This is a genomic window from Streptomyces cahuitamycinicus, from assembly GCF_002891435.1.
GTDB classification, from domain to species: domain Bacteria; phylum Actinomycetota; class Actinomycetes; order Streptomycetales; family Streptomycetaceae; genus Streptomyces; species Streptomyces cahuitamycinicus.
In genome coordinates, this window is record NZ_POUC01000265.1 from 1 (window position 1) to 11,255 (window position 11,255).

The following is an 11,255-nucleotide window of genomic DNA, read 5'->3' on the forward strand; positions in this document are numbered from 1 at the left end:
GCGGGCGGGTGACCAGGGTGTCGCGCGGGATGCTCACCACCGTCGCGCTGGTCCGCCCGGCGTCGAGATGGACGACCATCGCCGTGTCGGAGCGGGCACCGGAGCTGTCGCCGCCGCCGAGCCTGCGGTTCTCCCTGCCGCTGCGCGAGTCCGAGCCGAGGACCAGGATGTTGAGGGCCTCGCTCGGCAGGGCCGGGGCCGAGGGCGCCGGTGTGGTCACCGGCTTCGGCGGCCGGTCGTCGCCCAGCGCGTTGTCGATGTCGACGCCGGTGATGTTGTCGCTGAGATGCCAGTAGGCCCAGCCCGCCGCTCCGGCGCCCAGCACCAGCGTCCCGGCGAGGGCGAGACCGGCGATCTTCAGCGCTCTGGACCGCCGGCCCGTTTCCTTGCCCTCGTCCCCGTGGTGTCCCGTCACGGGCAGGAAGATAAGTCCGAATTATTACGGGCAGGGAGCCCAGGGCTCCTTTTCTTCGGAAATTCTCAGAATTCAGGCCCCGGGCTCACCCCGGTGTCATCACCGGCACCGGATCGCTGCCGCTCCACGAGCCGTTGACCGCGAACGTCACCGAACTGCCGTCCGGTACGCAGCCGTTGCGCGGGGCATTGGTGCAACTGACCGCCGCGGCCGACCGGGTGCAGTCCGCGTTCCAGGCCCGGGTGAGCCGCTCCGAGCTTCGAGGTCGCTGCCGACGAGCCGACGCCGTCATGCGCTGCCTCCCACAACGGCTAAGGCCTGACGCGTGAGTTGTGCCCTTCCGGCAGGCTCGCGGCTTGCTTCGGAGGTTCGCGCGTGTGCAGCGAATCGAGTGCGATGGTGGCGGTGGGCCTAACCGCCCACCATCCAGCGCGCTCCTGCGCCCACGCCCATTCGAAAGTTTCGGTAGTGCCACCGATTGGCGTCGGTGCAGGGTGGAGGCGTCCGGCACACCCGTCGGTGCGGCACCTACGCCTGCGCCGGCCCCGCCGTGCTGCTGCGCACCACCAGACTCGTCGCCAGCTCCACCCGGGTCGCCGCCTCGGTCCCCTCGTCCCGTCCGAGGTCGAGGACCAGCTTGGCCGCCGCCTCGGCCATCTCCGTCAGCGGCTGCCGTACGGTCGTCAGCGGCGGCCCGACCCAGGGCGCCACCGGCAGGTCGTCGAAGCCGACCACGCTCAGGTCCTCGGGGATGCGCAGCCCCAGCTCGCGCGCCGCCTCGTACAGCCCGAGCGCCTGCAGGTCGTTCCCGGCGAAGACGGCGGTCGGCCGGTCCGGGCGGCGCAGCAGTTCCAGACCCCGCCGGTAACCGGCCTCGTGGTGGAAGTCGCCGGTCGCGATCAGGGCGGGGTCCACCGGCAGCCCGGCCGTCTCCAGCGCGGCCCGGTAGCCGTCGATCCGGGCCCGGCTGCACATCATCTGCGCGGGCCCGCTGATCGCACCGATCCTGCGGTGCCCCAGCTCGACCAGATGCCGGGTGGCGGCCAGACCGCCCTGCCAGTTGGTCGCGCCGATCGACGGCACGTCGGCGCCTGGGTCGCCGGCCGGGTCCATCACCACGAACGGGATGGAGCGGCTGGTGAGCAGCGCCCGCTGCGACTCGTCGAGCCCGGACAGGACCAGGATCACGCCGTGCGGCCGGCGCGCGGCGACCTGGTCGGCCCAGGTCCGCCCCGGGGTGAGCCGCCCCGCGCTCTCGGACAGCACGACACTGAGCCCGGCGTCCCGGGCCACGTGCTCCACGCCCCGGATGACCTCCATCGCCCAGGCGCTCTCCAGCTCGTGGAAGACCAGGTCGATCAGGGGCGAACGGGTCGCCTCGGCACGGCGGCGCCGGTAGCCGTGGGCGCGCAGCAAGTCCTCGACGCGGGACCGGGTGGCCGGGGCGACGTCGGCCCGGCCGTTGAGGACCTTCGAAACAGTCGGGGCCGAGACGCCCGCCTCACGGGCGATCTCGGCGAGCGTCGCCGTCTGCGCGCTACGCCCCTGTGTCCGGGTCTGCGTCCGGCTTTCAACCGGCTCCGGGGATGTCATGGCGGCGATCGTAACCCTGTCGGCCCCCTTGACGAAGTCCTCGCACCGCCATAGGTTCCCGGAACATTCGAAGTTAACGTCGAAACATTCGTTGAAACGTTCGTGAGAGGGCCGTCCGTCCACCCGACAGGAGCTTCATGACCACCGCGCCCTGGCGTGACCCCGCGCTGCCCGCCGCCGCCCGCGTCGACGACCTGCTCTCCCGGATGACCCTGGAGGAGAAGACCGCCCAGTTGTACGGCGTGTGGGTGGGCGCCGCGACGGACGGCGACGGGGTCGCTCCGCACCAGCACGACATGGCCGTCGAGTACGACTGGGAGGAGCTGATCACCCACGGCCTGGGCCAGCTCACCCGCTCCTTCGGCACCGCCCCCGTGGACCCGGCGCTGGGCGCGCAGGCCCTGGCCCGCGCCCAGCGCCGCATCTCCGAGGCCGGCCGTTTCGGCATCCCGGCGATCGCGCACGAGGAGTGCCTGGCCGGCTTCACCGCCTGGCAGGCCACGGCCTATCCGGTGCCGCTCGCCTGGGGCGCGACCTGGGATCCGCCGCTGGTAGAGGAGATGGCCCGCCGCATCGGCGACGACCTGCGCTCGGTCGGCGTGCACCAGGGGCTCGCGCCCGTGCTGGACGTCGTACGCGATCCGCGCTGGGGCCGCGTAGAGGAGACGATCGGCGAGGACCCGTACCTGGTCGGCACGGTCGGTGCGGCCTATGTGCGGGGCCTGGAGTCGGCCGGAGTCGTCGCCACGCTCAAGCACTTCGCCGGGTACGCCTCCTCGGCGGGCGCCCGCAACCTCGCCCCGGTGCGGGCCGGCGTCCGCGAGTTCGCCGACGTCACCCTCCCGCCCTTCGAGATGGCCCTGCGCGAGGGCGGCGCCCGCTCGGTGATGGCCGCCTACACCGAGACGGACGGCGTACCGGCCTCCGCGGACCCGGGGTTGCTGACCCGCCTCCTGCGCGAGGAGTGGGACTTCACCGGCACGGTCGTCGCCGACTACTTCGGCATCGCGTTCCTCCAGACCCTCCACCGCGTCGCCGGCGCCCCGGCCGAGGCGGCCCACGCGGCCCTCACCGCCGGCATCGACGTCGAACTGCCCACCGTCAAGTGCTACGGCCGGCCGCTGCTGGAGGCGGTCCGGGCGGGCGAGGTCCCCGAGGAGCTCGTGGACCGGGCGGCCCGCCACGTCCTGCTCCAGAAGTGCGAACTGGGCCTGCTGGACGAGGACTGGACTCCCGAGCCGGCCGCCGAGATCAACCTCGACTCGACGGGCAACCGCATCCTCGCCCGCCGCCTGGCCGAGGAGTCGGTGGTCCTGCTCGACAACCCCGACGGCCTGCTCCCGCTGGCCCCGGACACCCGGATCGCGGTGGTCGGGCCCCGGGCGGCCGACGCCCTGGCGATGCTGGGCTGCTACTCCTTCCCGTCCCACGTCCTCACCCACCACCCCGAGGTGCCGGCCGGCATCGAGATCCCGACCGTCCTGGACGCCCTGCGCGCCGAACTCCCCGACGCCAAGGTGACGTTCGCGCAGGGCTGCGACGTGACGGACCCGGACACCGCCGGCTTCGAGGAGGCCGTCGCCCGCACCGCCGAGGCGGACGTGTGCGTGGCGGTCCTCGGCGACCGGGCGGGCCTGTTCGGCCGGGGCACCTCGGGCGAGGGCTGCGACGCGAGCGACCTCGGCCTGCCGGGCGCCCAGGGCGAGCTGCTGGACGCGCTGGTCGCCACCGGCGTCCCCGTGGTGCTGGTGCTGCTCACCGGCCGCCCCTACGCCCTGGGCCGCTGGCACGGCCGCCTCGGCGCGGTCGTCCAGGCGTTCTTCCCGGGCGAGGAGGGCGGCCCGGCGGTCGCGGGCGTCCTCGCGGGCCGAGTGAACCCCTCGGGCCGCCTGCCCGTCAGCGTCCCGCAGGTCCCCGGTGGGCAGCCCTGGACCTACCTCCAGCCTCCCCTGGGCCTGGCGGGCGAGGTCAGCAACCTCGACCCGACCCCGCTGTACGCCTTCGGCCACGGCCGCTCGTACACGGCGTTCGCCTGGGAGGACTGCACCGCGACGGAACCGGCCGAGCTCGGCACGGACGGCTCCCACGACGTGTCGGTGACCGTCCGGAACACGGGCGGGCGCGCGGGCGCGGAGGTCGTGCAGCTTTACCTGCACGACCCGGTGGCCTCGGTGACCCGCCCCGACGTACGGCTGATCGGCTACCGGCGGGTGGAACTCGCCCCGGGCGAGGCGGCCCGGGTCACGTTCCGCTTCCACGCGGACCTGTCGTCCTTCACGGACCGCTCGGGCCGCAGGGTGGTCGAACCGGGCGCCCTGGAACTGCGGCTGGCGGCATCCAGCACGGACGTACGCCACACGGCGCACGTCACGCTCACCGGCCCGGTCCGCGAGGCCGGAGCGGACCGGCGGCTGCGCTGTGAGACGAAGGTGTCCCCGGCCCCCGGGTGACCGGACCGGCCAGTCGACGGCCGGGACGGACGTACGCCACACGCCACACCTCACACTCACCGGCCCGGTCCGCGAGACCGGAGCGGACCGGCGGCTGCACTGTGAGACGAAGGTGTCCCCGGCCCCCGGGTGACCGGACCGGTCAGTCGACCGCCACCGACTCGAAGCGCCAGCGATGCACCGACCGGGTGATCAGCTCTCCGTCCGGCTCGGGCAGTTCGGGCAGGTCGGCGTCGAGGGGGGCGTCCCACCAGGTGAGGACGAGGACCCGGTCCTGGGGGGCGCGCAGGGTCTCGCGGCGCAGCGGCTCACGCGGCAACTCCTGGGCGCGGGCCCAGGCGAGCAGGTCCTCCCCGCGCCCGGGCACGGCCCGGGCCTCCCACATCAACGCGACCGTCACGAGTAGAGGTTCTCCTTGCTGACCTCGTGCACATGGTCGTGGCCGCCCGGGACGTGAGGCTCCGTCACCGGCAGCGAGGAGTCGGCCGACAGGTCCCAGCTCGACGCGGCCCGGCCCCGGGCGACCATCTCGGCGCCGAGGGCGGCGACCATCGCGCCGTTGTCCGTGCACAGCTTGGGCCGCGGCACGCGCAGCCGGATCCCGGCGGCCTCACAGCGCTCCTGGGCGAGGACGCGCAGCCGCGAGTTGGCCGCCACGCCGCCGCCGATCATCAGGTGGTCGACGCCTTCGTCCTTGCAGGCCCGGACGGCCTTGCGGGTCAGCACGTCCACGACCGCCTCCTGGAAGGAGGCCGCCACGTCCCGCACCGGCACCTCCTCACCCGCCGCCCGCCTGGCCTCGATCCAGCGGGCCACCGCGGTCTTCAGCCCCGAGAAGGAGAAGTCGTAGACCGGATCGCGCGGGCCGGTCAGGCCCCGGGGGAAGGCGATCGCCGTCGGGTCGCCCTCCTTCGCGTACCGGTCGATGACCGGGCCGCCCGGGAAGCCGAGGTTCAGTACGCGGGCGATCTTGTCGAAGGCCTCACCGGCCGCGTCGTCGATGGTCGCGCCCATCGGGCGGACGTCGGAGGTGATGTCCGAGGACAGCAGCAGCGAGGAGTGGCCGCCGGAGACCAGCAGGGCCATGGTCGGCTCGGGCAGCGCGCCGTGCTCCAGCTGGTCCACGCAGATGTGCGAGGCGAGGTGGTTCACGCCGTAGAGGGGCTTGCCGAGCGCGTAGGCGTAGGCCTTGGCCGCCGAGACGCCGACCAGCAGGGCACCGGCGAGACCGGGACCGGCGGTGACGGCGATGCCGTCGAGGTCGCGGGCGGTGACGCCCGCCTCCTTCAGCGCGCGGTCGATGGTGGGGACCATCGCCTCCAGGTGGGCGCGGCTCGCGACCTCCGGGACGACGCCGCCGAAGCGGGCGTGCTCGTCGACGCTGGAGGCGATGGCGTCGGCCAGCAGGGTGGTGCCCCGCACGATGCCGACGCCGGTCTCGTCACAGGACGTCTCGATTCCCAGCACGAGGGGTTCGTCAGCCATTGATCTCGGTTCCTTGTACGGAGTTCTCGGGGGCGGTCAGGCGCATCACCAGGGCGTCCACGTTCCCGGGCTGGTAGTAGCCGCGCCGGAAGCCGATGGGCTCGAAGCCGAAGCGCTCGTACAGCTTCTGTGCGCGGACGTTGTCGACCCGGCACTCCAGCATCACCTCGGCGCACTCGAAGGTGGTGGCCGCCCGCAGCAGTTCGGCCAGCAGCCGTCCGCCGAGGCCGGTGCCCCACAGGTCGCGGGACACGGCGATGGTCTGGACGTCGGCCTGCTCACCGGTGGCGACCAGACCGGCGTACCCGACGATCCGGGAGCCGGCCTCGGCGACCACGTACCGCCGGTTGGCCTCGGGCCCCCGCGCGTGGGCCAGCTCGGACCAGAACATGCCCCGGGACCAGGCGTCCTCGGGGAACAGGTTCCGCTCCAGCTCCAGCACGGCGTCGATGTCCCACCAGCGCATCTCGCGCAGCGCGCACGTCACGGCTTCGGTCACTTGGGGGTGACCACCTTGTAGTTCTTGGGGACCTGGGCGTCGGGGCGGCGCAGGTACAGCGGCCGGGGCGCGGGGAGTTCCTCGCCCGCCGCCAGCTTCTCGGCGGCCAGCCGGGCGAGGGCGGCGGCGGACACGTGCTCCGGCTCGTACGCCGTGGGGAAGGTGTCCGGGTACAGCAGCGCGCCGGCGCCGACCGCCGGCAGCCCCGCGACCCGCTCGGCGATGTCGGCGGGCCGGTCCACGGCGGGGTCGGTGACCCGGGTGCGGGAGTCGGCGTAGCGGGCCCAGTACACCTCCTTGCGGCGGGCGTCGGTCGCTACCACGAACGGGCCCTCCCGGTCGGCTGCGTAGGCGAGGCCGTCCAGCGTGCACACGCCGTGCACGGGGACGCCGAGCGCGAGCCCGAAGGTGTCCGCGGTCATCAGGCCGACGCGCAGCCCGGTGTACGGTCCGGGACCGATCCCGGCGACGATCCCGGTGACGGCGTCGAGCCGCAGACCGGCCCCGTCGAGCATCCGGTCGATCGCCGGCAGCAGCAGTTCCCCGTGCCGCCGCGCGTCCACCTGACTCGACGAGGCGATGACATCGCGTCCGTCGTGCAGCGCGACGGTGACGGCGGGCGTGGCGGTATCCAGAGCGAGCAAGAGCACGCAAACAGCCTACGGCTCCCCGGAGCCCGTGTCGGTCGCGCCTGTCGGGTCGTCACCTGCTGCTACCGTCACCTACCGTCACGACAGCGATACGACGTGAGGTGGACTCCGGTGTCAGCCAGCAGCTCGGGAATCGTGGCCGGGCTCACCGCCGCGGCCCTCGCGACGGTCGGCTACCTCGCCCACCAGGCGGCCGAGACCCTTCCGGCCGGGCTCGGCACGGCAGCGCGGACGGGCGCCGCACCGGCGGCCGGTACGTCCAAGGCACCCCAGGTCAAGAGGGACCCCACCGCACTGCCCGGCGACTCCGGCAAGGGCGCCCGGGTCGTGTACTCGCTGCGCGGCGACCGGGTCTGGCTGGTCGCCGGGGACGAGGCGGTCAGCCGCACGTTCGAGGTCGAGCCGAGCACGGTGGACCCGGCCCCGGGCAGCTACTCGGTGACGTCCCGCTCGAACGCGGTCACCGGCTCCGACGGCGTTCCGGTCGAGCACGTGGTGCGCTTCGCCGACGTGGACGGCGTGGTCATCGGCTTCAGCGCGGCCGTGGGCGGCCCGAGCGCGCCCGCCCCCGCCCGCGACCCGAAGGTCCGCACGGGCGGCATCCGCGAGTCCCGCGCGGACGGCGACGCGATGTGGACGTTCGCGACGATCGGCCGCAGGGTCGTGGTCGTCCGTTAGATGCAGTGACCCGCAGGGCTGGTGACCCCGGCTAGGCCGCTTCGCGGTGTACGGGGGCCCGCTCAAGGAGCTCCGGGTCGGGAGCGCGGGGCGGTGTGGAGATCAGCGCCGCTGCCTCGCCGGCCGCCAGCAGGTCGCGCATGGACACCCCGGCGACCGCGAACCGCTGCGGCTGCCCCTTGCTCTCTGTAGCCGACATGGACGCCTCCCGAAGGATCGGGGCCGACGAAGTTAGGTACACCTAACTACGAACTGGATACCATGTGACCACGCACGAGACGCCGAACGCAACATCTTGCCGACGTCTTGTCGGAACGTTCATCGAATGACCGCACACCAGGGCGCACGCGGGAGGCTCAGGCGGCGAGGACGCTCAGGTCCGCCGTGGCCCAGCGTTCCCCCACACCGGTGACCGTCATCTGCCGGACCTCGTCGGTCGTGTCGCCCACCGCCCGGTGGATCAGGACCTGGAGCCGGTCCTCCGTCAGCTCCTCGACCTTGCCCTCACCCCACTCCACGACGACCACGGAGTCGGGCAGCGAGACGTCGAGGTCGAGGTCCTCCATCTCGTCGAGACCGCCGGAGAGCCGGTAGGCGTCGACGTGGACCAGGGGCGGCCCGTCGCCCAGCGAGGGGTGCACCCGTGCGATCACGAACGTCGGCGAGGTGACGGCCCCGCGCACGCCGAGCCCCTCGCCCAGGCCGCGGGTCAGCGTCGTCTTGCCCGCGCCGAGCTCTCCGCTGAGCATCACCAGGTCACCCGCGCGCAGCAGCTTCGCGAGCCGGCGGCCCAGCTCCCGCATCTGCTCGGGGGACGTGACGACGATCTGTACGGATCCGGGCTCAGCCGGGCTGTGCGGTGCTGCTGCTTCCATAGCCCTTCACGGTAGCCCCTGCGGGCACGGCACCCGTGCGGGTGAGCAGGTCGGCGAGCCGGTCGGTGACCACTTCCGGGTGCTCCAGCATCACCAGGTGCCCGGCGTCCGGCACCAGCACCAGCTCGGCGTCCGGCAGCAGATCGGCGATGGCGTCGCTGTGTTCACTCGGCGTGACCAGGTCCTGCACCCCGGCCAGGACGAGCACCGGCAGGTCCGCGAAGTGAACGAGCGCCTCGGTCTTGTCGTGATCGTTGAACGCCGGGTAGTACTCGGCGACCACGTCGATCGGCGTGCTCTCGATCATCCGCTCGGCGAACCGGGCGACGGCCGGGTCGACGTCCCGGGACGCGAACGAGTACCGCTTGATGACCCCGGCGAACAGGTCCGCGGTCGCCCGGCGCCCCTTCTCCACCAGCTCGGCCCGCTGCCCCAGCGCCTTCAGCACCCCGGGCAGCACCCGCCGCACGGCGTTGACCCCGGCGACGGGCAGACCGTAGTTGACCTCGCCGAGCCGCCCCGACGACGTCCCCACGAAGGCGACCCCGACGACCCGCTCCCGGATCAGCTCGGGGTACTGGTCGGCCAGCGCCATCACCGTCATGCCGCCCATGGAGTGCCCGACGAGCACGAGCGGCCCCTCGGGGGCGGCCGCGTCGATGACGGCCTTCAGGTCCCGGCCCAGTTGCTCGATGGTGATCGGTTCGTCGTCCCGCGTCTGGGCCACGCCCCGCCCGGACCGGCCGTGGCTGCGCTGGTCCCAGTGCACGGTCCGTACGACGCCCCGCAGGGCGGCCCGCTGGAAGTGCCAGGAGTCCTGGCTGAGGCAGTAGCCGTGGCTGAAGACGACGGTGACGGGGGCCGGGGACTTGCGGCCGAAGAGCCGTCGGCGGCGCGGGCCGATGGCGGCGGGAGCGGCCTCCGCGTCGAGGTCGTCGACCTCGTAGTACAACTCCGTGCCGTCGTCGGCGAACGCCTTGCCGGGCATGCCGCGCAGCGAGCCGTACGGCCCCGTGGAATCCAGGGCGAGCCGGGCCTTCTGCCGCATGCCACGGCCGACGGTCATCCGCTCCAGGGCGACACCGGCGGCCGCACCCGCGGCCACCACGCCTATCGCCACGCCGGCGATGCCGGTCGCCCGGCGCCAGCCCCCCGCGGCCCCCGCGGCGGAGACCGCGACGGCCGCGGAGGCGACGTCCGCGACGACCTCCGCACTGCTCTCGCTCACGTACCGCTCCTCTTCGCCGGGTGCTGGTCGGGTGGCTCACCCGGTCGAGTGAACCGGTGGGCCGATGGTGGTGCTGTTGCCAGGTGCCAGGTGCCAGGTGTTCCTGGCTCCTGGTGTTCCTGATGTTCCTGGTGTTCCTCGCGTGACGGGTTCCCTGTGCGGGTTACCCGTCCCGTTCCTCATTCACATAGACGCGAGGAACACGCGTTCCGATCCGGGTCACGATCTCGTAGGCGATGGTTCCGGCCGCCTGGGCCCAGTCCTCCGCGGTGGGCTCTCCGCGGTCCCCGGGCCCGAACAGGACCGCCTCGGCCCCCGCCGCGGGCTTGTCGCCGCCCAGATCCACCACGAACTGGTCCATGGCGACCCGCCCGGCGATCGTGCGCCACTTGCCCTCGACCAGGACCGGCCCGGCCGAGGAGGCGTGTCGCGGGATGCCGTCGGCGTAGCCCAGCGGCACCAGGCCGAGGGTGGTCGCGCCGGGTGTCACGTACCGGTGGCCGTAGCTGACGCCGTGCCCGCCCGGGACCTGCTTGACCAGGGCCAGCGAGGCGGACAGCGTCATCACCGGCCGCAGTCCGAAGTCGGCCGGGGTGCCCAGCTCGGGGCTGGGCGAGATGCCGTAGGTGGCGATGCCGGTGCGGACCAGGTCGAAGTGGCTCTCGGGGAGCGTGAGGGTGGCGGGCGAGTTGGCGATGTGCCGGACCTCGGGCCGCGCGCCCTGCCCCTCGGCGTACGCGACCATCTCCCGGAACACGCCGAGCTGGTCGGCGATGGAGGGATGCCCGGGCTCGTCGGCGCAGGCGAAGTGCGACCACAGCCCCGTGACGCGCAGCAGCCCCTCGGCCTCGGCCCGCAGCGCCTGCCGGACCAGCTCGGCCCAGTCCTGCCCGGGCTGGCAGCCGCCCCGCCCGAGGCCGGTGTCGGCCTTGAGCTGCACGCGGGCGGGCCGGTCGGCTCCTCTGGCCGCCTCGACGACCTCCGCCAGGGCCCACATCCCGCTGACGGACACGTCAAGCTCGGCCTCGATCGCCTCGCGCCAGGGCCCGCCGGGCGTCCACAGCCAGCACATGATGCGGCCCGGCAGCCCGGCGGCCCGCAGGGCGAGGGCCTCCTCTGGCGTGGCCGTGCCCAGCCAGCTCGCCCCCGCGGCGACGGCCGCGCGAGCGCACGGCACAGCCCCGTGGCCGTACGCCTCGGACTTGACCACGGCCATCACGGCCGCGCCCGGAGCATGGACGCGCAGGGCCCGCACATTGGCCCGCAGGGCGGCCAGGTCGATCTCGGCACGGGCCCGCAGGGGCGCGGTCGGGGGTTCTCTCTCGCTCATCGCGCCCAGTGTCTCAGAGGGCTCCGGCAGCAGGTCCGCTACGTCCCGGGCC

Annotated in this window: 13 protein-coding genes; 2 read left to right on the forward strand and 11 right to left on the reverse strand. The window is 73.5% G+C overall.

What is annotated here, in order from left to right:
* The 3 genes from C1J00_RS28480 to C1J00_RS28490 all read right to left on the reverse strand — a co-directional run.
* Nucleotides 1-415: LCP family protein (locus C1J00_RS28480; protein ID WP_245936541.1), on the reverse strand; the 415-nt coding region annotated here is incomplete at its 3' end.
* Nucleotides 416-500: 85 nt separating this feature from the next.
* Nucleotides 501-707, reverse strand: coding sequence for a cellulose binding domain-containing protein (locus C1J00_RS28485; RefSeq protein ID WP_102911872.1), 207 nt, complete (start codon nucleotides 705-707; stop codon nucleotides 501-503).
* A gap of 236 nt (nucleotides 708-943) precedes the next feature.
* Nucleotides 944-2,008 (reverse strand): LacI family DNA-binding transcriptional regulator, encoded by a 1,065-nt coding sequence (locus C1J00_RS28490; RefSeq protein ID WP_102911873.1) that lies wholly within the window; start codon nucleotides 2,006-2,008, stop codon nucleotides 944-946.
* Nucleotides 2,009-2,145: 137 nt separating this feature from the next.
* Here C1J00_RS28490 and C1J00_RS28495 point away from each other — a divergent pair, with 137 nt between their 5' ends.
* Nucleotides 2,146-4,458, forward strand: coding sequence for a beta-xylosidase/alpha-l-arabinosidase (locus C1J00_RS28495; RefSeq protein ID WP_102911874.1), 2,313 nt, complete (start codon nucleotides 2,146-2,148; stop codon nucleotides 4,456-4,458).
* Between the two features lie 142 nt (nucleotides 4,459-4,600).
* On the opposite strand, the gene C1J00_RS28500 is transcribed toward C1J00_RS28495, so the two are convergent.
* The 4 genes from C1J00_RS28500 to tsaB are packed head-to-tail and all read right to left on the reverse strand — an operon-like array spanning nucleotide 4,601 to nucleotide 7,092.
* A complete protein-coding gene (locus C1J00_RS28500; protein ID WP_102911875.1) occupies nucleotides 4,601-4,858 on the reverse strand; it encodes a hypothetical protein in 258 nt (85 codons plus the stop codon).
* Nucleotides 4,855-5,943, reverse strand: coding sequence for a tRNA (adenosine(37)-N6)-threonylcarbamoyltransferase complex transferase subunit TsaD (tsaD, locus tag C1J00_RS28505; RefSeq protein ID WP_102911876.1), 1,089 nt, complete (start codon nucleotides 5,941-5,943; stop codon nucleotides 4,855-4,857). The genes C1J00_RS28500 and tsaD overlap by 4 nt, the downstream gene beginning before the upstream one ends.
* The gene (gene rimI, locus C1J00_RS28510) at nucleotides 5,936-6,409 is read right to left on the reverse strand and encodes a ribosomal protein S18-alanine N-acetyltransferase (protein WP_102911882.1); all 474 of its coding nucleotides are present in this window, start codon (nucleotides 6,407-6,409) and stop codon (nucleotides 5,936-5,938) included. Before rimI ends, tsaD begins: the two co-directional genes overlap by 8 nt.
* Before the next feature lie 29 nt (nucleotides 6,410-6,438).
* A complete protein-coding gene (gene tsaB / locus C1J00_RS28515) occupies nucleotides 6,439-7,092 on the reverse strand; it encodes a tRNA (adenosine(37)-N6)-threonylcarbamoyltransferase complex dimerization subunit type 1 TsaB (protein ID WP_102911877.1) in 654 nt (217 codons plus the stop codon).
* Nucleotides 7,093-7,203: 111 nt separating this feature from the next.
* Here tsaB and C1J00_RS28520 point away from each other — a divergent pair, with 111 nt between their 5' ends.
* Complete coding sequence (locus C1J00_RS28520) at nucleotides 7,204-7,770, forward strand: hypothetical protein (protein ID WP_102911878.1); 567 nt, start codon at nucleotides 7,204-7,206, stop codon at nucleotides 7,768-7,770.
* 31 nt (nucleotides 7,771-7,801) lie between these two features.
* Here C1J00_RS28520 and C1J00_RS45520 read toward each other — a convergent pair whose 3' ends face one another.
* From C1J00_RS45520 to alr, 4 genes are all read right to left on the reverse strand, one after another.
* Entirely contained in the window at nucleotides 7,802-7,969 is a 168-nt protein-coding gene (locus C1J00_RS45520; RefSeq protein WP_180989725.1) for a hypothetical protein, read from the reverse strand.
* A gap of 157 nt (nucleotides 7,970-8,126) precedes the next feature.
* Nucleotides 8,127-8,645: a tRNA (adenosine(37)-N6)-threonylcarbamoyltransferase complex ATPase subunit type 1 TsaE gene (gene tsaE / locus C1J00_RS28525; protein ID WP_102911879.1), complete on the reverse strand. Its 519-nt coding sequence runs from the start codon at nucleotides 8,643-8,645 to the stop codon at nucleotides 8,127-8,129.
* Nucleotides 8,614-9,873 carry an alpha/beta fold hydrolase gene (locus C1J00_RS28530; RefSeq protein WP_102911880.1) on the reverse strand — a complete coding sequence of 420 codons (1,260 nt, stop codon included), beginning with the start codon at nucleotides 9,871-9,873 and terminating at the stop codon, nucleotides 8,614-8,616. The genes tsaE and C1J00_RS28530 overlap by 32 nt, the downstream gene beginning before the upstream one ends.
* A gap of 163 nt (nucleotides 9,874-10,036) precedes the next feature.
* On the reverse strand, nucleotides 10,037-11,203 hold the full coding sequence (alr, locus tag C1J00_RS28535; RefSeq protein WP_102911881.1) for an alanine racemase: 1,167 nt from the start codon (nucleotides 11,201-11,203) through the stop codon (nucleotides 10,037-10,039).
* Nucleotides 11,204-11,255 lie beyond the last annotated feature (52 nt).